The sequence below is a fragment of the Nocardia sp. NPDC004711 genome (assembly GCF_053601595.1).
The window spans coordinates 161497-182346 of record NZ_JBSGCB010000018.1 but is presented as its reverse complement, the minus strand read 5'-3'; the positions used below and the strand labels follow the sequence as shown (position 1 = coordinate 182346).

Below are 20850 nucleotides of genomic sequence, written 5' to 3'. Positions count from 1 at the left end.
ACCGCCGATGTAGCCCGGTCAACTGATTGACCGATACGCAAACCTATTCGGCCTGAGCCGGATTCGGCACCAGGTGTGGCGGACGCCGCGACATGAGCGCCGAACTGGCGTTCAATATGGATCGGACAGAGGAGCAAGGAGAACATATGAAATGGACTGTCTTCGCATTGCCAGTTATAGCAGTGGCCATGACTGCGTGCAGCAGCAATAGCTCAAGCCCCGTCGCGGCGTCGTCGCCTGTGGCCGCGCCGGTGGCAACAACTTCGACCTTCAGCCGGGCTGACGCCCTGACACACCACGTCGGCGACCAAGTGCTCGTGGGCGGCACCAGTGAAGGCGCACAAGCGACGTACGTGATCACCAACCCGCATCAGGTCGACGGTCGGTACGCCCTGGACTTGTCCATCAGCTGCTCGTCCGGACTCGAGTACGTCCCCGGGACCTTCCAGTTGCTGACATCAGGCGGTCGCAAGATCGAGCAGTACGACGCATGGATGCCCCGGCCGGGTCAGATCGACTTGTCGGGCGCATTGATCGCTGGTGAGAAGCGTGGTGGTTGGATCTCGTTCGTGGTGCCGCCGGGGGAATCCGCCACGAAACTTGTCCTGTACCACGGCGATATGTTTCCGCCGGTCGCGATGTGGCAGATGAGCTGAAAGCCGTTGACGCCCACAACTCCCCGCCTCCTCATAGGCCCAATCGTCTCGCTCCATTAGCCCGCATCAAGGGCGCTTCGCGTCGGCTACGCCGATGGGCATTCGCCCACCCTTGCCCCGACCTCCTTCCACAGAGGGCGGCCAGTATGAGGAAGCAGGGAGAAGAACAGTCACCAACCGAGTAACTTCCATCCCCATGTACGAGGTTCTCTGGGTACCGGACGCACTCAGCACCAACAGCAATCGTGACAAACCCGTCAAAGTCCCCAACGCCACAAGGACGATCAATGACATGGTCGCAAAAGGGTGGGAGCTCCACTCGATCGCCCCGGGCACCAACGCGCAGACGTACATGGGTCTATTCATCACGTTCAAGCGCGACTAGCGATCCGGCCGAGGTCGCGGAGTGATCCATCCCGCGACCTCGGTACTCAAATCGTACGCAGCAGCGCCAGACACCACCGATTCGCACCAACGATCCAAACGACGAATCACCGGGTCAGGCCATCCCAGCCAACGACCCCAATCACGCACAAACCTCACAAAACCGACTAATCACGCCCTCCTAAAGCGGGTCGCAGCCGCACAGGTATCGGCTCACCGGGCCCGCAACCGGCCCGCAGCAACCTTGTACGCCGCCAACCATATCAAGCCGACAAACACGCGAAGACGCTGCTAGAGAGCATGATTCGCGCGTTGTCAAGAACTACCACAACCCACCAACAACCGAGAGGTGCCACCTTAAAATCCGCCAAGTGACGGTTCGAGCCCGTCCGGGGGCACTACGAAACCTCTGGTAAATCACCCTGAGACACGCCCGTTTGCCTGCCCCGATACGCACTCAGCAAGACGCCGATGGCCGTCAAGAAGCGCTACTTCGAGCTGATCCGGCAGGGGCTGAAAGCGGTTGCGGCAGCACGGATCGCTGTGGTTCCTCGATGCCGGCTCGGCGAGCAGTTCACCGAACCCGGCGATCTCTGCGGGCGGTCGAGACGCCAGGAAGTGTGTCAGTGTTGCAGCACAACAACATTCACGATACAGCCTTAAACTCGCAGCCCGTCGGACAGCAGGGTGAGCAACCGGCGCCAGTCGCCACTGCCGGAGCGGATGGTGGCGGACAGTGCGCCGACCACCATGTAGACATCGGCGACGGTCAGGTCCGGGCGCACCGTTCCAGCAGTCTGGTCGGATTCGATGAGCGCGCCGAGGATCTCGGCGAGCTGTTCCAGCGCAGCGCCGCGCGGTTCACTACCGCGCGATTGACGGGAGGCTTCGATGGCGGCGGACAATCCACTGTCGGCCGCGAGGGTTTCGCCGACATGGGTCAGATAGTCCAGCACCGCCCGGCCGGGCTCGGCGTGGTTCAGACATTCGGTGCGCGCGTATTCCTCGATCTCGGCGAAGCGTTGCGCGGCCGCGGCTTCGATAAGGTCGGCCTGTGCCGGGAAGTGCCGGTACACGGTGCCGATCCCGACACCCGCGGCCCGCGCCACTTCCGGCAGTTGGACCTGGCTTCCCCGCTCCGCGAACAGGTTTCGTGCGGCTTCCAGGATGCGGTCACGATTACGGGAGGCGTCCGCACGCGGCTTGCGCGACGGCGACGATGGGCTTGACACTCGGGTCCCCTTCCTGCCTACACTCAAAACGGATCCGGATTCCGGTTCCGTTTCTCTTGAGTCGAAGGGTACCACCATGTCCCACAATCGATTTCTGCTGCTCGACGCCGGCGCGGCCCGCCCCGGCCGCCTGCCCCTGCCGCCCGCGTTCGCCGTGAAGGCCACCACCGCCGATACCGAAGGCCGCTTCTCGCTCCTGGAAGTCACCCTCGCCCGCGATATCCCCCGCCACACCCATCACGTGGCCGACGAATGCATCTACGTGCTCGACGGCACACTCGAGGTGGAATTCGACGACCGCGTCGAACACGCCACCGCCGGGATGTTCGTCCTACTCCCCCACGGCATTCCGCACGCCCTGCGCCGCGCCTGCACACCCCCGCCTCGCCTCATCCAGATCTCGTCACCGGGTGGCTGGGAGTGCTATCTGGAGGATCTGATCGAGGCAGGGCCGACCGTGCTCACCGCGGGTGCCCTCGACCCGGCCAAGATCAACCCGATCGCCGCCAGGTACCAAATCCGGTACGAGGAACCCACGGTGGCGTAGACACCGGCGTGCCTACACCTCCGTTTCACACGCCCCGATTCGGGCGATATCACATCTGAAATAGATGTCAGTCACTCGCGATACGCTGCGCCAGTCCCCTTGACGTACGGGGATTTTCGACAACTGGAGAAGGAAGTATGACCCTGTCGGTCCTTGCTCGTTCGACCGTCGGTATCGCCGCAGCAGCGGCGATGGGGGTGGCCACCATCGTCTCGGCTACGACCGCATCGGCCGCAACTCAAAGTGATCAGCAACCACAGCTGTCCAGTTCCACGATCTGTGTCAATCGCTCCTACACGATCACTGTGCCCAATCTCTTCCCGGGCAATGCGGAGATCTATATGAATGAGACCATCGATGACGGGGTGCCTGCGGACGCAGTACCGACGGCGACGAACCTCAGCTGGATAGGAGAAAACAGCAGCACGTTCACCACTGTCTGGTCGCCGACCAAGGCCGGTACTTATCACTTGATGGTCACCGAAGTGCCGTCGTCACTGGGGCCGGCCAGCTCCGTCTACTTCAAGACTTTGGATGTAGCCGTAACAGCGGCCAGTATCGGCAGTCTCAGCGCTGGTGGAGTGGCGAGCTTGGGGTGCCTGATCAGCAGCATCTCCGCTGGCTGAGATCAAGATTCGGGTGCTGACCAGACTGTTGGCACCCGAGTCCTGAGTCTCATTCGCGGTGCTGGACTCCATGGCTCGGTCCCCTGCCATCCCCAAGCGTGGTCCTGCAAACCAATCGTCACCACTGCTGAAATCCACTGGTAGGGACCGATTTACAACACCATCAACCCTCGCCGATATCGGACCGATAGGACCGATTGCTGGTTCGGGATGAAGCGCACGGTGTCGGCAGCGCTTACTGCTTGCCCAGGACCGGCTGGACGTCCTCAACAAGCCGATCTGAGGAATCCGGTCAGTTCCGTGTCGACGGCGGCGGGGTCGTCCTCATGGGCGTTGTGGCCCGCGCCTGCGAGCATTCGCAATGTCGACGTGGGGATCAGGTGTGCGAGTTGCTGCGCCTGCGATGGGCTTATGACGCGATCCTGTTCTCCCCAGAGGATCAGGGTGCGCACTCTGATCGTGCTTGCTTCCCATTGCACCTGGGAGAGATCGAGATTGCGTGGCTGCTTCCACATCGCCGTGCGGTTCTCGTCGTGGCTCTGCGGGATCCAGTAGGTGTCCGCCAGTTCTCTGGTCAATTCCTCGGGGCGCGCATACGCATCGCGCAGTCCCGCCACATAGATGTCCTCGGTCATCACACGCGTGGCCAGTTCGCCCAGGAAGGGCGTGCGCATCAGCTGCATGTTCGCATTGAGCTCGGTATCCAGCACGAGCGGTGAGATGAGCACCAGCCGATCCACCTGCGAGGGATGTCGTGCGGCGAAATCCACGGCGACCGAACCGCTCAGGGAATGTGCCAGCACGGACGCACGGGCAATGCCGACCGCCGACATGAACAGCCGCAGAGCCTCTGTCATGGCCCGCACGTCATATCCGAAATCCGCGTCGTGCAGGGTAGTGAACCCCGAACCCGGCAGGTCGACCGCATAGACAGTGTGATCGGCAGCCAGCGCGCCAATGATGTCGCGATAGGTGTAGGACCACAGCGTGCCCCCCGGCAGCAGAACGATGGGCGGCCCCTGACCCTCCTCCAGGAAATGAAAGCGGGCCACCGCGGTCTCGACGAACCGGCCGCCGTCGAGAGCAGCCAAATCCGCATGGCTGTCCGCACTCGATACCGCCGATGGCGTCGCCACGCCGAGGTGCAACAGGGCCATCATCGCTGACAGCGCGCGCCACCACCCGCGTCGACGGTGCGCGTTCGAGTCGATGTCCACTCGATTCTCTTTCCGCTCAAGGCTTCCGGAATAAGGCGACATCGAACTGCAGGGTCACCTTCGGGCCGACCATGCCTGCGGCTGCCTTCCAGTGCACTCCCCAGTCCTTGCGGTTGATAGTGACGCTGCCGGTGAAATCGATCCGGAGTGCGCCGCGCGGGTCGGTCTCCGCGCCGATCAGCTCGAATTCCATGGTGATCGGCCGGGTGATGCCACTCATGGTCAAGTCACCGGTGACCTCGAGATTCGCCTCACCGGACTGTTCCACCTCGGTCAGGATGAAAGTGATCGTCGGGTGGTCGTCGACACCGAGAAATTTCTTGCCCAGCAGATCGTCGCGCTGCCGATTGCCGGTGTCGATGCTCTTCGCCTGGATCGTGAGCCGACCGCTGGACCTCTGCGATGCGTCGAAGTCGAGGTGCGCGTTGCCGTCGAACGTCAAGAAGTTCCCGCGCACCCTGGTGGCCATTGTGTGCCGGGCGATGAAGCCGATCCGGGTGTGGGCTGGATCGAGGACGTAGTCACCGGTCAGCTCACTGAGTTTGTTGTTGATCGACATGGTCTTTCACTCCTGAGGTTGGATGGTTTACCGCGATCGGCTCGCCTACAGCGGACGGCGGGCGATCGTGCGCGCGATCGAGACGGCGGCGAGCTTGTCCGGGTTGCGGCCTGGGCCACCCGCGTCCGCTCGAGCACCTCGACCCCATTCCTGGCCATCCATTTGGCCACCAACCGCCGCCCTGGCTCAGAAAACGTCGGGGCCAATCTATCGCCGCAGACCAGCGTGACCTGATGACCCTGTTCGGCGAGTTCGGCCGCCGTCTCGACCCCGGTCAGCCCCGCACCGACGACGGTGATCGCCGCCGCGGACAACCCCGAGATGACGGCGCGCAACCGCTCCGCATGCTCCAATTCCGCTATCGGGTAGGCAAATTCGACTGCTCCGGGTACGGAGGCGGGCACCGCCGAAGTACTGCCGACCGCGTAGACGACGTAGTCGTAGTCCAACGCGCGGCCGGATGCCAACTCCACGGTCCGTGCGGCCGTATCGATTCGAATGGCGTCGTCGACCACCAACCGCGCGCCCGCACCGAGCAGCGTGTCGTAGTCGATCGCGACCTCACCGGTTCCGGCCACGAACTGATGCAACCGCAGGCGCTCGACGAACCGCGGACGAGAGTTGACCACGGTGATCTCGACGTCGTCGCGCTGCCGCAGACGGTTGGCCGCCACGGTTCCGGCGTAGCCCCCACCGATCACCACGACCTTCGTACAGCTGCTGTTGTGCTCACTCATGTCCTCGGGACACCGCCCGCCACCTCGACATAACAACACGTGACGCAGGTCACCAGGCCAGCTAGGGCCGTGATCCACGATCACGAATGGCGAAGCCCCCTCCCAACTCGAGAAGCGCTCTCGATTCGGGTGGGGGCGTTGCCTTTCCGCGGTCAGGTCGACGAATCAGGATGCGGGGGTCCGACCTTGCGCCTCGATCGCGATCTTGTTCCAGTCGGCCCAGGTCGCCAGCCGGTCGGCGTAGACCTGCGGAACGATCTCGTTGCCCTGCGCCCCGAAGAACACCCGCAGCGGTGGGTTATCGCTGTCGACGATCTCGAGCAGTGCCCGCCCCGCAGCAGCCGGGTCACCCTGGTCGAGCGTCTGCGCGTAGGCAGCGAAAGCCGCACGGAGATCGCCATACTGTGGGTCGATCTCGGCATGGACGGCGCCGGCGGCCCCCTCGGTCGCATACGAGCTCGGTTCGACCACAGTCACTTTGATGCCGAAGCCCGCAACCTCCTGCGCGAGAGACTCGCTCAGACCTTCCAGCGCCCATTTCGACGCGTGGTAGGCGCCACCGAGCGGCCACGCGGCCACGCCGCCGACCGAGGAGATCTGAACAATGTGCCCGCCACCCTGCTCGCGCAGCTGCGGCAGCACCGCCTGAACAACCCAGACCGCACCGAACAGGTTGGTCTCCAACTGATCTCGCAACTGTTGCTCGCTCAGCTCCTCCACAGCACCCAGTACGCCGTAACCGGCATTGTTCACGATGACGTCGAGACGACCGAAGTGGTCTCCGGCGCGCTCTACAGTCGCGAACACCGCCGACCTATCGGTCACGTCCAGCTGTAGCGGAAGCACCGCGTCGCCATAGGTGGCGGCCAGTCCGGCAAGGTGTTCAGCGTTCCGGGCGGTCGCAGCGACCCTGTCACCACGGGACAGGGCGGCCTCAACGAAGTTGCGGCCCAGGCCACGGGAGGAGCCGGTAACAAACCAGACCTTGCTCATGATGATTTCCGTTCTTCTGCAGGAGCAATCACGGCGGTGCGGGCGTTCGCACCGCTGATGTTCCGTGCTGCGCACCGAACGGACACAAGACACCGACGGCCCCGTCCGCGTAACAGAACAGCGATGTGACCCGGGACACCGCCGCGCCTACGCCTCCGTTACGCATGCCCCGATTCGTGCGCGATCCCAGCTCACCGCCATGGCCGAGTTCAATCCACGGAGCAGCACCGCCTCCAAACTTGTCGCGACGGAGCTGATCAACGTTGTCCAGAGCGCTCCCGCTGGAGCAAGCTGCACGCCGTCCACCGGCTGAACCGGCAGCACGAACTCGATTCCGGTAATCGGTGGGCTTCTGAGCAGCCTGTCGGCTCAGAAGTAGCACCATGCTTCGTTTCAGCCGGCCAGGAAGGACAATCGCACGTGCCGCAGCGGGTTGTCGACATTGAGATCCACGATGGCGACCGATTGCCAAGTCCCCAGCGCCATTTCACCGCGCAACACCGGAATGCTGGCATAGGGCGCAATCAGCGCGGGCATGACGTGCGAGCGTCCGTGTCCGCGTGAGCCGTGTGCGTGCCGCCAGCGATCGTCGGCGGGCAGCAGGTCCCGCAGCGCGGCGAGCAAGTCATCGTCGCTGCCTGCGCCGAGTTCGATCAGCGCGATGCCCGCGGTCGCGTGCGGCACGAATACGTGAAGTAACCCGTCGGATTCCGTCGCCGTCTCACGCAGAAAAGCTGCACACTGCGATGTGAGGTCGTGGACAACCTCGCGACGGCCCGTCTCCACCTCGATCAGTCTGCTCTCCATGGGCATCATGGTCCTCCAGCTGTGCCGTCTCATGAGATCGGCGTCCCCGACTCCCGGGCGAAGGCGTAGCCCTCTCCGCCCGAATCGACTTGAAGCCGCCGTCACTGCCGGGCTTTTCCACTCACCGAGGGATTTTCAGGATTCTTCTAGAAGTGCCCGTGATTCATCGCGAACGATGTCATCGATATCAGAATGTGTTGGCTTCCAGCCGATTTCGGTCATCGCCTTGGTCGGGTCATTGATCAGCACCGCAGGTTCCGCTGCCGCAGAACGATGCTCGAGCGCAACAGATCGGCCGGTTACCCGTTCCACCGCGGCCACCACGTCGAGCACACTCGTACCCCGTCCACTGCCGATGTTGTAGCGGGTAGCGGTGCCAACGGGCGGGAGGTGCTCGATACATGCCACGAGGGCGCGGGCCGCATCCATGATGTGCAGGTAGTCACGAACGGCAGTGCCATCACCGTTGACGATCAACGCCGAACGCTCGGATGCAGCTGCCAACGCACGCGATATCAGCCGACTCGGATCCCCATCCGCACCGCCTGCGATATTCGACAGTCGAACAATTACTGCCGCCAGTTCCCCGCTACCAGCGGCGGCCTCGATGGCCAGCTCAGCCGCAAGCTTGCTGCCGGCGTATGGATGGGGCGGCGCGTCACCGATGTCCTCGGTCATCGGCTGCACATCCGGCGTGCCGTAGATCGCCCCGGTCGAAGCGAAAACGATCCCGCGGATCCCCGCGTCGATCATGGCTTCGAGCACCGACAGCGTTCCGCTGGTATTCACGCGGAAATAGCGCAATGGTTCGTCGACCGATTCGCGGGCTCGCGCCAACCCGGCGAGGTGACAGATCGCGTCTACGCCCTCTACCGCGTCGCGAACCGCCTTGTCGTCGAGCAAATCGGCCACGCGAACATCGGCTGCGCCCGGAATCACCAGCCCATGAGCGCGAACCATCGCGACGGGCTCGTGCCCGGCAGAGTGAAGGGCTTCGACGACAGCACGACCGAGGTAACCGTTCGCTCCGGTGACAAGTACGCGCACCCGGCCATCATGTCATCACGGAAACCGCAGATCGCAATGCTTCCAGGTGAGTGCGATAGAGGCCGCTGCAGCGGCGGCCGCCAAGGCGTCGAAGCCCTGGTCGTCCATCAGCTCGGGCCAGCGCCCAGCGCCGATCACGTTCGCTCAGCGAGTAATTCGGATGCGTGCGGGTCTCTTCTCCAGGTGTGATTGCACCTGGTAGGAACACCATACGTGGTATCGGACCGGAGGATTCGGTCGATCAACCTGTCTGGTACCGACCAGTTTGCTTAGGTAGGGTCTGCCGAGTGCTGCACGGGCGCGCCGACGAACAGGCGCTGATCGATCAACTCGTGGCGGACGTACGCGCCGGCCGCAGCGGGGCACACGTGCTGAGCGGGCCCGCGGGCATCGGCAAAACCGCACTGCTCGACTACACCGCGGCGAAGGCCCAGGGACTGCGCGTGATTCGCGTGGCAGGCATCGAATTGGAAGCCGAACTCCCCTTCGCCGGCCTGCATCTACTGCTGCATCCGGTGCTCGACCGGCTCGACGCGCTGCCCGCACCGCAGGCCGCGGCACTGCGGAGCGCCTTCGGACTGGCCCCGGCCGCACCCGGCGATCGCTTCCTGGTCGGCCTCGCCGTGCTGTCCATGCTGGCTGAACTGGCCGAAGACGGACCTGTGCTGTGCCTCGTCGACGACGCCCAGTGGCTCGACCGATCCTCCACCGAGGCACTGACTTTCGCGGCCCGGCGCCTGCACCACGAAGGCGTTCTACTGCTGTTCGCGGTGCGCGGCGAAGCCCGGGAGCCGGCCGGACTCACCGCACTCACCACTCGCGAACTGACCGGACTCGATCCCGCCTCCTCGGCCGCGCTGCTGGACGAGCGGTATCCCGAACTCGCCGCACCCGTGCGCGCCCGACTCCTGGCCGAAACCGAGGGCAACCCATTGGCCCTGGTCGAACTACCCTCCGCGCTGAGCACCGAGCAACGCAGCGGCCACGCACCGGCGGGCTCCTACGACCTCGCCACACTGCCCCTCTCCACCCGGGTACAGACGGCGTTCGGCGCGCGCGCCGCACGGCTGGACGACGGGGCCACCAGACTGCTGCTGATCGCCGCCGTCGAGGAGACCGGCCGGCTCGAAATCGTCTTGGCTGCCGCGGCCGCCCACCATGCGGGACCCACCGAACTGGCAGCCATCGAGGACTCGGGACTGCTGGTGCGCCAAGGTGATCGGATAACCTTCCGGCATCCGCTGGCCCGCGCGGCCGTACTGAGCGCCGCACCGATGCACCGCCGGCTCGACGCGCACCGCGCGCTCGCTGAGGCACTGACCGCGAGCCACTCCCCCGAGGCCGCCGACCGAGCGGCGTGGCACCGCGCCGCCGCCTCGACCGGCCCTGACGACGATATCGCCACGGCACTCGAGAGTGCGGCACTGCGAGCCTCCGAACGGGCCGACCACGCGCTCGCCGCCGCAGCCATGGAACGCGCGGCCGAACTGACCGTCGAACCGCACACCGCTGCGCGCCGCCTGACCTGCGCCGCCCACGCAGCGGCGACCGGCGGCGATCTGCAACGGACCGCCGCACTCGTCCGCCGCGCCTATCGCGGGCCCGTCCACCAATCGGAGGCACCACGCCTGGATTACCTGCGCGCCATCGTCGAATCGGAATTCGGTTCCCGGCACCGGGCCGCCCGCATCCTGATCGACGCCGCCGGCCGGGCTCCGGCCGATCTCGTGAGCATGATGCTCGTGGACGCCATGCGCAATGGCGTGCTGGTCGGCGATGCCGAACTCACCGAAGAGGCCGCGACCCTGCTGCAACAGCGCGCCGGCCGGACTCCGATCAGCGAGGGAATGATCGGCATGGCCCGCATGCTGGGTGGTGACGACGAAGCCGCGCTCCACCGGCTGCACGCCTGCGCGATGCACGCGCACTCCCACCCGGCGGGCTTCAGCCCGGACGAGCGCATGAACGCCGCCGCGATGGGCCTGATGACCGGCCTGGACGATGAGGCACGCGACCTGCTCACGACCCTCGTCACCGATGCCCGCGAGCAGTCCACACTCCGGCTGCTGCCGATGCGCCTGCACTATCTCGCCTCCGCCGAATACGCCACCGGCCGCCTCCGCGACGCCACGGTCCACGCAGAGGAGGCGCTGACACTGGCCGACTCCATCGGACAACACCACCAGATGGACGGCCTGCGTAGCATTCTCGCCTGGGGTGCGGCACAGACCGGCGATGAGCAGCGCTGCCGGGAACTCGCCGAACCCACCCTGGCCGCCGCCCTCGACCGCGGCGAACTCGCCACCGCACTACTGGCCACCACCGCGCTCGGGCTGCTCGACCTGGGCGCGGGTCGCTACGACCGAGTACTGGACCGCATCGAATCCGCCTCCCGCGGCCCGATGGGCAGCCACTACATGGCCGTCTTCTTCACGCCGCTGCGCGTCGAGGCCGCGATGCGCACCGGGCAGCCCGCACGCATCGGCGAAGCGCTCGAACGCTTCCGCCGCTGGGCGGACGCCAGCCGATCACCGTGGATTCAAGGCGTTTACGCACGCTGCCTGGCCCAGACGAGCTCTGATGACGAGGCCGGAGCACACTATGCCGCAGCGGTGCGGCTGCACGAGAAAGGCGGCCGCCCCTTCGAGAGGGCCCGCACCCAACTGCTGTATGGGGAATGGCTCCGGCGCGCCCGGCACAAGACCGAGGCGCGCACGAGTCTGCGCGCGGCACTGGAGACCTTCGATCGAATCGGCGCGAGCGTCTGGGCCGCCCGAGCCCGCGCCGAGCTGCGCGCGACCGGCGACACCGGCCGGCATCCGGCCACCGCCTCGGTACTGGATCTGCTTACACCACAAGAACTTCAGGTGGTCCGCCTGGCCGCGCACGGACTGTCGAACCGCGAGATCGGCGCGCAGCTGTTCCTCAGCCCCCGCACTGTCGGCTACCACCTCTACAAGGCTTATCCCAAACTCGGCGTCGCAGTGCGGGCCGAACTACCCGCACTGGTCCACCAGCTGTAATGGGAGCCGGTCCGAGTCAGAACCGGTAACGCAGGATGCGTGCGCCCTGACGGGACAGGGCGGTGCTGCGGGACATGGTCCGGGTGAGTCCCCGCAGGGGTTGCGGCCAATCGGCTACTTCAGGTGCGCGAGTGAGGAAGTCCTCGTCGATGAGGGTCAGCCCGGCGCCCCAGGATTCCGGTTCACGCGGGTCGTCGAAACCCGCCGCGGCGGTGATGCCGAGCGCCTTGATGGTGGGATGGTATTTCATCGCCCACGCGGCGAAGCGCGTATAGCCGTTGAGGGCTATCTCACCCGTGCCGAAATGCGTTGTAAGAGCGCGGGTCAGGACTTGGAACGAGCTGCCGGGCAAAAAGGGGATCAGCCCCTCGGCGACGATCATTGCCGGCCGGTCACTCGGTATTCCCGCGAGCCAGTCCACGCTGGTGACGTCCGCGCCCACGAGATGAGAAGGCTCCGGCAAGAATTGCGGACGCACCGAGATGACCTCGGGGAAATCGACGTCATACCAATCGATTCCGGCGGTCGGCCGACACCGGACCATTCGGGGATCCAGCCCACAGCCCAGGTCGAGCACCACCGCGTCGGGATGCGCGGTGGTGAAGGACCGTACGGCATCGTCCAATTTCCTACTGCGCAATGCTGTTTCGTAGGTCAGGGCGGGCTTGATCTTCAAGGTGTCGAAGTCGTAGTCGATCCGATCGGCGATCTCCGCGGAGCGGGTGTCGCCGAGCATCGGGACGGGCAGCTTGCTGTCGAGAGCCTTGGCCCACAGTGTGATCAGCAGGGTTTCCTCGAGCTGATTCAGAGTCAAACGGGTACGTTGGACGGTCACGCGATACCTAACTTCTTGGATGAGGGTGCACCGCGGAAAAGTCGCGGAGGTACCCGCTCGACGTTAGGAAAAGACCATGTCGCCGGAATCCGTCGAACGACTGGCAGCCAAAGGCGGCGCATCACCGAGGCCGCCTTGTCATTCGTTACCGACATGAGTAATTTCTTACTCATGTCGGTAACGAATGCGGCAAGACGTGCGCAGGTAGTTGCGGCGGCGATCGACACGCTCGCCGAATTCGGATACACCGGGACCACATTCGCCAAGATCGCGGCGCGCGCGGGAATCAGCAGTACGCGGCTGATTTCCTACCACTTCGACGGCAAGAACGATCTGATGCTCGCGGTAGTCGACCACATCGTCCTCGCGGCCGAGCAATATATGAGCCCGCGAATCGAGGCCGCGGGCCCCGGTCGATGGCCACAGCTGTCGGCCTACATCACAGCCAACCTCGACTATCACCGAGACCGGCCCGAACACATGCGGGCCTTGATCGAGATCTTCAACAACGTGCGCACCGCGGCCGGGGATCCACTACAGATCCCGCAGCATCAGGCCTCCGCACTGGAACGGTTGGAGATGGAGCTTCGCGCGGGTCAGGCTGCGGGCGAGTTCACCGCTTTCGACCCGCTCGTCATGGCGGTCACCCTCAGAGCCGCCATCGACGCGGCCGGAATCCGTTACGCCACAGGCACCTTGACCTCTCCCGATGCGTACGCGGCCGAACTGGTCGACCTGTTCCGGCGTGCCATCACGTCGGCCACCTGACCTTCCAGGCGCTGGCCGATTCCCCGGCATGGGAATCCGTCCCATACCGCGCCGCACTCGTCCCCGTCAGCGGTATGCCGCCCTTCGCACCGCGCGCTTTCTGACACGAAAGCGAAAAGGACAATGCCGCAGCCGAATTCGCTCGCGACATCGCCCTGGTCCCGCCGGATCACCGGTCTCGCGGGTTGCGAGCACAACCGAGCCGGGCACCGCACTGTGACTTCGCGCCCGGTCGCCTTGGTTACTGATCCGAGTAAATATTTACTCGGCGAGGTAAACTCGGGCAATGAAGAGCACCGGCAGCAACACCATGACTGCACAGCCCCCCACCAAATGCGGTACCGCCCTTGTCCTCGGCGGTGGTGGAGCCGTCGGCTTGATGTGGATGGCAGGGGTCGTAATCGGATTCGCCAAGGCGGGAATCGATCTGGCGCGCGCCGACCGGATCGTCGGCACTTCCGCCGGTTCGATCACCGGATGCGTAATCGCGGGGGGCCTCGACCCGATGCGCCTGGTAACTTCGCCCGCCCCGACCGACGAACGTCTCGAACCACAGCCCGATCCGAACAGCCCGGCGGTGCGCATCGCCCAGCTGGGCAGGCTCATCGGCCTGAGCGCATGGCCCGACAAAGAGCTGCTCATCACCGCGATCGACGTTGTCACCAAGCAACGGCAGGTCTGGACAGCGAGCGGCCCCGCCTCTCCTGCCGAAGCTGTCGCAGCCAGCACCGCGACACCGGGGGTAGGTGCGCCCGTCCCCATCGACGGCGCCTCCTACGTCGACGGCGGTATGCACTCGACCATCAACGCCGACCTGGCTGCGGGCGCGCGGCAGATCCTCATCATCGAACCGCTCGCACACCTGTATCCGCACGCTCCGGCCGACAGCGAATTGGGCGGCGCCACAACAATGTTCATCGTGCCCGAAACCGCTGCCGTGATCGGCCCGGACCTGTTCGACCCGGCCGGCTTCGAACCCGCGTTCCACACCGGTTTGCGACAGGCCGCCGACCACGCGTCTGCCGTGAGGCAGATGTGGCCGGCCGCATGAGCTCAGCGCACCGGCCGAACAGCGCGTGGCCCGAGGCGTTCGATCAGCGACGCCGACGTTATTCCGGGACGGTGAAGGCTTCGGTGATGCCGCCGTCCAGTGGGAGTGCGGCGGCGGTGAGGAAGCCGGAATCGTCGCTGGCCAGAAAGGCTATCGCGCCGGCTGCCTCGTCGAGGGTGCCGAATCGGCCCATCGGCCAGTGCACCAGGCGTTTGTCCAGCGCTCCTGGATTGCGGTCGAAGACCGCGCGCTGTGCCGGTGTCTCGATCGGACCGAAGAGGACCGCGTTCACACGGATGCCGCTGCGCGCGAGATGAACACCGAGGTCCCTGGTCAACTGGACGACGGCGGCCTTCGCGGCCGTGTAGGCCATCGGGGCGGTCGCCGACCCCAGCGCGGACAGGAACGATGCGGCATTGATGACCGAACCGCCGACCGGCTCGGTGTTCCGCAGGTATGGGATGCCGTGTTTGCAGGACAGGAAGATGCTGGTCAGATTCGCATCCTGGACTCGCCGCCAGGTCTCCAGGCTGGTATCCAGCGCCGAGTGGTCACCCGCATCCATCAGTCCCATGTTGTTGTAGATGACGTCGAGTCGGCCGTGCTCGCGCACGACCTCCTCGTACATCGCCTGAACCTGCGGCTCATCGGCAAGGTCGGCCCGCATCGACCTATCGCCGACCGAATGCTCGACCTTGTCGACGCCGACAACCACCGCACCGTCACGGGAAAACCTCTCGGCGACAGCCTGACCGATCACGCTGGCGGCACCGTTGATCACACACACCTTGCCCGCAAGCACCGGCTCCTCCGATCACGCGCACTCACGCCGACGCCCATCGATCGCGGGGATCGGCGACCAATCCAGGTCGAACTACGTTCTGCCGCACCGTAACACCTACAGATCACCGATCAGATCGACGACCCGCCCACCAACGACGCCGCTCCGGACTTCGACGCAGGTCACCCGGTCCAGGATGCCCGTTGCTTTCAGAACAGCAGGAACGGCCGGTGACAGTGAGGGCCGATGGTGGTGCAGGCACAGCTGTTGGCAACGGCTACCGACATTGGCAGCCTCGTAGCGGGCTGCGGGAACGCAATGAGCCGCCTTCCCCGGCCTACCCGCTGCGGCCGGTCGCCACCGAACCACCCACCTGCAGGGGACCCAGCGGCCGGCCGCAGCGGGACTATCAGTGCACGCAATCTCCGATCACGCCGCGCGGTCATTGCGGACCAAACGTTCGGCGACGATGAACGCTGCTCTGTAGCAGTGATTCCGGCTCACCGCGCCGCTCGCGAGCGGATCCTGCCATTCCGATGCCAGCGGCGTCCGGCGCGGCGGGGCGGGGCAGTCAGAGCCGAAGGTCCGGCGCGGACAGCCGCCGACTGGCGTTCCCTGGTTCGCCCGTGCGCCGGGTGGGCGGCCCTAGCCTGGATACTCGTGCCCGTCGACGCCGGGAATGCCCATCGCAGTAGGGGTTTCGGTTGTGGCGCCATGGTTCGCGCCGGGCGTCGGCGGGGTCGCGCGGCACGACCCGGCCGCCACCGCACCGTTGCACCGGTCGGGGTACACCCCGCCGGCGGGCGGCCGGGTCAGAGATGGCGGAAGATCCAGCGGGCACGTGGCTCGTCGCCGATGGCCCCGAGCAGTGCGACGGGTGTGGTGGAGGTGGTGTCGCCGTAGAGGGTTCGGCTGGGGTCGGAGGCGAGGCTGACGCGACGGTTGCCGTTGGTCTCGCTCACGTACCACAGGCCGGTGTCGGCGACGCCGCACACGTTCTGGCCGACGGAGTAGGTCAGCGAGTCGAGCCGAACGGGTTGCAGGCACAGCCTGGTCGAGGAGTTGAGGAGCTGGAACACCGGCCCGGCGGGCCGGTACCCGATCAGGACCGGCTCCCACCGGTTGGTGTCCGCGCCCTCGTCCGCACTCGTTCGCACATCGGCGATGTCGGCCGCGGTGACGACGGGCCGCAGGGTGTAGGCGGGCTGGGCCTCGAGGAAGATCCGGTACCCGCCCGACCGGAGCGGTGCGGCGGCGGCGGGTGTGGCCGCGGCGGCGAACAGGACGTGGGCCACGATCACGAGGACTGCGCGGGCGGACATGACGCTGGGGTCCTTTCACGGGAGGAAGGGCGAATCATGCTGTGCACAGGGCGAATTCACCGAAGGTGGCGTGCCCGGCCGGAAGGGGACGGGCACGCCACCCCACGTATTCGAGGCCGGACCCGCTTCGGAGTGCCCGATATGCGCCGAGCAGGCGGAGCGTCCGGAATCGGCAGCGAGAGCCGGTGAGACGGCACCGTGAGCCGACGATGCCCCGTTTGCCTGCCGGTTTTCGGCGTGATGGGAGGAACATCCGGGATTCAGGAGGTGCCGACGATTAGCCATTCACGTGTTTAAGCTTCCGGCTCACGGGTGCCCGACGGTGCGCACCTCGATGGTGGCGGGGCGCGGAATCGCGCACGGAGCGGGGTGGGAGCTGACTGATGAGCGTGGTGTTCGACACGGCCGCCCTGCCGCCGAGAGATCGCCTCCCCGCCCTCGTGGCGACGCTCGAGCAAACAACACTTCGGGCGGATCGGAAACTCGAAGTCGCGCCTGGGCAGGATGCGGTGTCAGCGCGGGTGGAGACATGGCAGGTCGGGCCGGTGACCCTGATGCGGGCGAATATGCCGGGCATATCGACCACCCGCAGCGCCGCGCACGTGCGCGCCTCCCCGACTTCGATGCTCACGGTGTCACTGCTGCCGTCGCGCACCGGTCGCCGCGAACATGAGCACCGCCGATACGTGGCGCGACCGGGGGCCTGCGAGGTGTTCGACTACTCGCGGCCACTCCGATTCGATTGGTCCGGGCAGGATTCCCCGATCGGGATGTTCCTCGACGCCGACCATCTCGACCTGCCCGGCGACACCATCGCCGCGGCGACCGGAAACCTGCACACCAGTCCCCTGCACTCACTCCTCACCACGCAACTGGCCTCCATGATCGACCGTGCCGATGGCCTCACCGGCGATCCCGCCGCCGAGCAACTCGGCCATGCGTGCATCGAACTGCTTCGCGCAGTGCTGATCTCGGCCGCCGAGCACGGCCCCTGCGACGGCACCGCGGTCCCCGCCCACCTGCTGATGCGTCAGATCCTGGACTTCACCCGCCGCCGCGCCACCGACCCCGACCTGCACGTGCCGACCATCGCAGCCGCACACCACATTTCGGTGCGTCGCCTCTACCGCTTGTGCGCCGAGGCCGGGATCAGCCTCGAACAACGCCTCATCGCCGCCCGCCTGGACCACGCCCGCCGCCTGCTCTCCGCCCCCGCCGCACATCAACGCTCCATCGCCGCCATCGCCCACGCCAGCGGATTCCGCGACCCCACCCACTTCACCCGCCGCTTCCGCCAACGCTACGGCCTGACTCCCAACCAATGGCGCGCCGAACACAGCGTCCCCCGGGCCAGCGGATTGCCGCCGACCACCGCGCGGGCCTGAACCTCCCGGGGTCAGTGGCCGGAATACCCTCTGAGCCAAGGTGACTCCGCCCGACACGGGCGATGTGATCGTCGATTCCCGAAGTCGGGTGCCGCCGGCGCGGTCGACCGGTGGGGCGCAGTCTCGGTCGGGCGACCAGTTATTTCCGGCGAATGTCTCAAAAGTTCGTCACGGTTGGTTTGCTATCCGCTATCCTCACTCCCGAGGCACCGCCGGAATCCGAAAAATAGTGCAGGCCAACGGTATTGCAATCGGCATGCGGGTCGGCGGATCGGCTGGTTGCCGGGTCGTCGGTGCTTCGTGTGGTAGCCGTCCGGACAGCAAGGAAACACCGTGCACGCACGCTCCCTCGTCACCGCACTCGGCGCGCTCGCCGTCACCACCGTGCTGGCCACCGGCACCGCGGACGCGACCGCCACGCTCACCGTCGATACCGCCCGAGAAACCAATGGCAATGCCGTGATCGGCGTGACCTACCAGTGCACCTCCGGTCTCGGCGCGGAACTGTCGGTGACGGTCCGAGCCACGCCCTACCTCGGCTCAGGAGTCAACGGCAGCTCCCTCGCCCCGGTCAACTGCATCGGCCAGCCCCAGCAGACGATCGTCACGGTGAATCCCGTTCAACTGTTCGGCGAGTCGCCCAAATTCCAATCCGGATCCATCACCGACGTGACGGTCACCGTACTCGACCTGACCCTGAATTCCCCTGTCACCACCACGAAGCGCCGCTTCGACCACCTCGGCTGACGAACCGCGGGCGGGAGGTTCACCCTTGTCCGAGGTCGTGCCCGTGTTCGTGATGGGCACGGGCACGACCGGTGTCAGGCGGGCGGGTTCTCAGGCGCGGCGGCGGGTCGCGAAGGCGGCGCCGCCGAGTGCTCCTGCGGCCAGGGCGATTCCGATGCCGCCGAGCCAGCGGGCGGTGGTGTCGTGGTCGGCGGTCGCCGCGGTCGTCGGCTTGTGGTCGGAGCCCTTGGGCGCGAGATCCAGTGTGGGGACCGGGCGTTCGGGTTCGGTGCCGTCCGGGTTATCGGCCTGATCCCACTTCACGACCTCGCCGTCGGAGTAGGTCTGGGTGGCCGGGAAGGTGAGGTGGTCCTGGTCGGGCAGGTCGTCGGCGAGGACCTGGAATTGCTGGAACTGGCCGGGTGCGATGCCCGCGCCGGGATCGGCGGTCCAGGTGACGGCGGTGACCTTGCCGCCGGCGTCCTTGGTGATGACCGACTTCCACCCGGGAATCGGCTGGGCGTCGACCGACAGCAGGGATGGGAACTGAACGGTCAGTGCGGTGGTCAGGCTATTGGTGCCGGACTCGTTGGGGACGCGGAAGGTGAGGACCGCGTCGCCGGATTGGACGGCGTCGGGGGCGGACACGGTGACGTGCGCGGAGGCGACGCCCGCGCCGGTGAGCAGGGCGGCGGCGCTGATCGCGGCCGTAATGGCGGTCCGGGAAATGGAGGAGAGAGCCATGGCGGGAAATCCGTTCGGAGGTAGCCGAATTCGCCGTGCCGGGTGTCCCGGCGACGCGGGACACCCGGGACGCGGATCAATTCTGGCTGTTGGTGAGGGTGTTGTACATCTGGATCAGGCTGACCACGGTCACCGGCGCGCCGATGGCGAGGGTGCCGATGGCGGTGCCGAGGCCCGCGCCGACGCCCGCGCCCGCGATGCAGCCGCCGGGCGCGCCGATCAGGAACACCGGCGGCATCAGCTCGGTGCCGACGATCGCACCGGCGATGCAGCCACCGACGAGCCCGATGGCCGCGCCGAGCATGCCACCGATCGCGGTGGCCAGACCGATCTGAGTGCCCGCCACGCCGAGGGCGTCGTTGAAGTCGTCCTGGGAGAAGACCGGCTTCAGGGCGACCTCGGCGGCGGGGGTGGCCTGTGCGGGGTCGGCGCTCGGGGTGAGGGTGATGGTCTTGCCATCCGCGTCGACCTGCGCGGCGATCGGCCAGTCCTTCTTGTCCAGCTGGTAGGTCAGCGGCATGCCGAAGGCCAGCTTGCCGTCGGCGTCGAGGATCTCGAACTGGGTGCCGCGCACGTTGATCCGGCCGGCGTCGGTGCGCAGCACGACGGAGTGGTCCACCACATTGGCGGTGTAGTGGATGCCGGGGGCGATGTCGGTGCTGACGGTGCTGCCCGGCCGTTCCTGGGTCGCGGGGGCGTCGGCGGCGGCGGTGCCGGTGGTGATGGCGAGCGCGGCGACGGCGAGCGCGGCGGTGGCGGTGAACTTGTTCAGGGTCTTCATCAGGGGATGTCCTTCCTCGCGAACTCCGGTCCGCGAGACGAAAAGCTGTGGGGAGGAGGGGAACTACTGCTGCGGTGCGGTGCCGTCACCGGGCTGGGCCAGCGTGAACGTGCGCTGCCCCTCGATGCGGTGGCCGTCCTTGGAGGTCACGGTGAAGTGGGTGGTGTACACCCCGGCCGGGCCCAGCGGGGCCAGATCGACGCTGAGCGTGCGACCGTCGACGTGCACATCGCCGACGGACCAGGTGTTGCCGTCCGGACCGCTCACCGCCAATTCCGGATCGTCCACCTTCTCGTTGAAGGTGACGCTCACCTGCGGCGGACCCGCCTGCAGCACCGCACCGTCGGCCGGCTCGGCGTGCGTGATGTGCGAGTGCGCGTCGGCCACTCCGGTGCCCAGCACTGTCGCGCCGATCAATGCCGCGGCCAGCACCGTGAACGCGGGCCGCAGCCGGGGCAGCCCGCGACCGGGCCACGTGAATTTATTGCTCGACAAAGCATTTCCCTTCCACACGCCGACCGGAATGGTCGACGGCAGCACGAATCCGTCGTGCGCGCAGCATGAATTGCCAATGGTCGATAAACGATCGACACCGCGCGATTTCGATATCAGTGCACAGAAGTCAATTG

The 20850-nt window shown here is 66.2% G+C and carries 22 protein-coding genes; 9 read left to right on the top strand and 13 right to left on the bottom strand.

Annotated elements, in window-relative coordinates:
- Positions 1-92 precede the first annotated feature (92 nt).
- Together ACWEKS_RS20410 and ACWEKS_RS20405 are read left to right on the top strand one after the other, a co-directional pair.
- Positions 93-656: a hypothetical protein gene (locus ACWEKS_RS20410; RefSeq protein WP_452341533.1), complete on the top strand. Its 564-nt coding sequence runs from the start codon at positions 93-95 to the stop codon at positions 654-656.
- A 196-nt stretch (positions 657-852) separates the two neighbouring features.
- The gene (locus ACWEKS_RS20405; RefSeq protein WP_452341532.1) at positions 853-1041 is read left to right on the top strand and encodes a hypothetical protein; all 189 of its coding nucleotides are present in this window, start codon (positions 853-855) and stop codon (positions 1039-1041) included.
- A gap of 658 nt (positions 1042-1699) precedes the next feature.
- Here the strand turns inward: ACWEKS_RS20405 and ACWEKS_RS20400 are convergent.
- Positions 1700-2272: a TetR/AcrR family transcriptional regulator gene (locus ACWEKS_RS20400; protein WP_452341531.1), complete on the bottom strand. Its 573-nt coding sequence runs from the start codon at positions 2270-2272 to the stop codon at positions 1700-1702.
- Positions 2273-2348: 76 nt separating this feature from the next.
- Here ACWEKS_RS20400 and ACWEKS_RS20395 point away from each other — a divergent pair, with 76 nt between their 5' ends.
- Both ACWEKS_RS20395 and ACWEKS_RS20390 read left to right on the top strand, forming a co-directional pair.
- The gene (locus ACWEKS_RS20395) at positions 2349-2819 is read left to right on the top strand and encodes a cupin domain-containing protein (protein ID WP_452341530.1); all 471 of its coding nucleotides are present in this window, start codon (positions 2349-2351) and stop codon (positions 2817-2819) included.
- 137 nt (positions 2820-2956) lie between these two features.
- A complete protein-coding gene (locus ACWEKS_RS20390) occupies positions 2957-3445 on the top strand; it encodes a hypothetical protein (RefSeq protein ID WP_452341529.1) in 489 nt (162 codons plus the stop codon).
- Between the two features lie 266 nt (positions 3446-3711).
- Here the strand turns inward: ACWEKS_RS20390 and ACWEKS_RS20385 are convergent, their stop codons facing one another.
- From ACWEKS_RS20385 to ACWEKS_RS20360, 6 genes are all read right to left on the bottom strand, one after another.
- The gene (locus ACWEKS_RS20385) at positions 3712-4662 is read right to left on the bottom strand and encodes an alpha/beta fold hydrolase (protein ID WP_452341528.1); all 951 of its coding nucleotides are present in this window, start codon (positions 4660-4662) and stop codon (positions 3712-3714) included.
- 16 nt (positions 4663-4678) lie between these two features.
- A complete protein-coding gene (locus ACWEKS_RS20380; RefSeq protein WP_452341527.1) occupies positions 4679-5221 on the bottom strand; it encodes a YceI family protein in 543 nt (180 codons plus the stop codon).
- A complete protein-coding gene (locus ACWEKS_RS20375; RefSeq protein WP_452341526.1) occupies positions 5191-5958 on the bottom strand; it encodes an NAD(P)/FAD-dependent oxidoreductase in 768 nt (255 codons plus the stop codon). The genes ACWEKS_RS20380 and ACWEKS_RS20375 overlap by 31 nt, the downstream gene beginning before the upstream one ends.
- Before the next feature lie 165 nt (positions 5959-6123).
- Positions 6124-6954 (bottom strand): SDR family NAD(P)-dependent oxidoreductase, encoded by an 831-nt coding sequence (locus ACWEKS_RS20370; RefSeq protein WP_452341547.1) that lies wholly within the window; start codon positions 6952-6954, stop codon positions 6124-6126.
- Positions 6955-7344: 390 nt separating this feature from the next.
- Positions 7345-7758 (bottom strand): secondary thiamine-phosphate synthase enzyme YjbQ, encoded by a 414-nt coding sequence (locus ACWEKS_RS20365; protein WP_452341546.1) that lies wholly within the window; start codon positions 7756-7758, stop codon positions 7345-7347.
- Between the two features lie 135 nt (positions 7759-7893).
- On the bottom strand, positions 7894-8805 hold the full coding sequence (locus tag ACWEKS_RS20360; RefSeq protein ID WP_452341525.1) for an NAD-dependent epimerase/dehydratase family protein: 912 nt from the start codon (positions 8803-8805) through the stop codon (positions 7894-7896).
- Positions 8806-9092: 287 nt separating this feature from the next.
- On the opposite strand from ACWEKS_RS20360, the gene ACWEKS_RS20355 reads away from it, so the two are divergent.
- Complete coding sequence (locus ACWEKS_RS20355) at positions 9093-11828, top strand: ATP-binding protein (protein ID WP_452341524.1); 2736 nt, start codon at positions 9093-9095, stop codon at positions 11826-11828.
- 16 nt (positions 11829-11844) lie between these two features.
- On the opposite strand, the gene ACWEKS_RS20350 is transcribed toward ACWEKS_RS20355, so the two are convergent.
- On the bottom strand, positions 11845-12642 hold the full coding sequence (locus ACWEKS_RS20350; protein WP_452341523.1) for a class I SAM-dependent methyltransferase: 798 nt from the start codon (positions 12640-12642) through the stop codon (positions 11845-11847).
- Between the two features lie 36 nt (positions 12643-12678).
- On the opposite strand from ACWEKS_RS20350, the gene ACWEKS_RS20345 reads away from it, so the two are divergent.
- Both ACWEKS_RS20345 and ACWEKS_RS20340 read left to right on the top strand, forming a co-directional pair.
- Positions 12679-13431, top strand: a complete 753-nt coding sequence (locus ACWEKS_RS20345) for a TetR/AcrR family transcriptional regulator (protein ID WP_452341522.1) — start codon at positions 12679-12681, stop codon at positions 13429-13431.
- Between the two features lie 286 nt (positions 13432-13717).
- Positions 13718-14482 (top strand): patatin-like phospholipase family protein, encoded by a 765-nt coding sequence (locus ACWEKS_RS20340; protein WP_452341521.1) that lies wholly within the window; start codon positions 13718-13720, stop codon positions 14480-14482.
- Between the two features lie 58 nt (positions 14483-14540).
- Here ACWEKS_RS20340 and ACWEKS_RS20335 read toward each other — a convergent pair whose 3' ends face one another.
- Both ACWEKS_RS20335 and ACWEKS_RS20330 read right to left on the bottom strand, forming a co-directional pair.
- Complete coding sequence (locus tag ACWEKS_RS20335) at positions 14541-15263, bottom strand: SDR family oxidoreductase (protein ID WP_452341520.1); 723 nt, start codon at positions 15261-15263, stop codon at positions 14541-14543.
- An 812-nt stretch (positions 15264-16075) separates the two neighbouring features.
- Complete coding sequence (locus ACWEKS_RS20330) at positions 16076-16585, bottom strand: hypothetical protein (protein ID WP_452341519.1); 510 nt, start codon at positions 16583-16585, stop codon at positions 16076-16078.
- Positions 16586-16968: 383 nt separating this feature from the next.
- Between ACWEKS_RS20330 and ACWEKS_RS20325 the strand changes: the two genes are divergently transcribed.
- Both ACWEKS_RS20325 and ACWEKS_RS20320 read left to right on the top strand, forming a co-directional pair.
- Positions 16969-17970, top strand: coding sequence for an AraC family transcriptional regulator (locus ACWEKS_RS20325; protein ID WP_452341518.1), 1002 nt, complete (start codon positions 16969-16971; stop codon positions 17968-17970).
- A gap of 333 nt (positions 17971-18303) precedes the next feature.
- Positions 18304-18717, top strand: coding sequence for a hypothetical protein (locus ACWEKS_RS20320; protein WP_354833271.1), 414 nt, complete (start codon positions 18304-18306; stop codon positions 18715-18717).
- A 90-nt stretch (positions 18718-18807) separates the two neighbouring features.
- Here ACWEKS_RS20320 and ACWEKS_RS20315 read toward each other — a convergent pair whose 3' ends face one another.
- The 3 genes from ACWEKS_RS20315 to ACWEKS_RS20305 form a co-directional block, all read right to left on the bottom strand.
- Positions 18808-19440 carry a YcnI family copper-binding membrane protein gene (locus tag ACWEKS_RS20315; protein WP_452341517.1) on the bottom strand — a complete coding sequence of 211 codons (633 nt, stop codon included), beginning with the start codon at positions 19438-19440 and terminating at the stop codon, positions 18808-18810.
- Positions 19441-19516: 76 nt separating this feature from the next.
- The gene (locus tag ACWEKS_RS20310) at positions 19517-20221 is read right to left on the bottom strand and encodes a hypothetical protein (RefSeq protein ID WP_452341516.1); all 705 of its coding nucleotides are present in this window, start codon (positions 20219-20221) and stop codon (positions 19517-19519) included.
- Positions 20222-20284: 63 nt separating this feature from the next.
- Positions 20285-20716, bottom strand: coding sequence for a copper resistance CopC family protein (locus ACWEKS_RS20305; protein ID WP_354833265.1), 432 nt, complete (start codon positions 20714-20716; stop codon positions 20285-20287).
- Between the last annotated feature and the right edge of the window lie 134 nt (positions 20717-20850).

What these genes read in the sequence shown, in the direction of transcription:
- ACWEKS_RS20410 (WP_452341533.1), top strand. Translation starts at nt 93, where the DNA reads ATGAGCGCCGAACTGGCGTTCAATATGGATCGGACAGAGGAGCAAGGA.
- ACWEKS_RS20405 (WP_452341532.1), top strand. Translation starts at nt 853, where the DNA reads ATGTACGAGGTTCTCTGGGTACCGGACGCACTCAGCACCAACAGCAAT.
- ACWEKS_RS20395 (WP_452341530.1), top strand. Translation starts at nt 2,349, where the DNA reads ATGTCCCACAATCGATTTCTGCTGCTCGACGCCGGCGCGGCCCGCCCC.
- ACWEKS_RS20390 (WP_452341529.1), top strand. Translation starts at nt 2,957, where the DNA reads ATGACCCTGTCGGTCCTTGCTCGTTCGACCGTCGGTATCGCCGCAGCA.
- ACWEKS_RS20380 (WP_452341527.1), bottom strand. Translation starts at nt 5,221, where the DNA reads ATGTCGATCAACAACAAACTCAGTGAGCTGACCGGTGACTACGTCCTC.
- ACWEKS_RS20375 (WP_452341526.1), bottom strand. Translation starts at nt 5,958, where the DNA reads ATGAGTGAGCACAACAGCAGCTGTACGAAGGTCGTGGTGATCGGTGGG.
- ACWEKS_RS20365 (WP_452341546.1), bottom strand. Translation starts at nt 7,758, where the DNA reads ATGGAGAGCAGACTGATCGAGGTGGAGACGGGCCGTCGCGAGGTTGTC.
- ACWEKS_RS20340 (WP_452341521.1), top strand. Translation starts at nt 13,718, where the DNA reads ATGAAGAGCACCGGCAGCAACACCATGACTGCACAGCCCCCCACCAAA.
- ACWEKS_RS20330 (WP_452341519.1), bottom strand. Translation starts at nt 16,585, where the DNA reads ATGTCCGCCCGCGCAGTCCTCGTGATCGTGGCCCACGTCCTGTTCGCC.
- ACWEKS_RS20325 (WP_452341518.1), top strand. Translation starts at nt 16,969, where the DNA reads ATGAGCGTGGTGTTCGACACGGCCGCCCTGCCGCCGAGAGATCGCCTC.
- ACWEKS_RS20315 (WP_452341517.1), bottom strand. Translation starts at nt 19,440, where the DNA reads ATGGCTCTCTCCTCCATTTCCCGGACCGCCATTACGGCCGCGATCAGC.
- ACWEKS_RS20310 (WP_452341516.1), bottom strand. Translation starts at nt 20,221, where the DNA reads ATGAAGACCCTGAACAAGTTCACCGCCACCGCCGCGCTCGCCGTCGCC.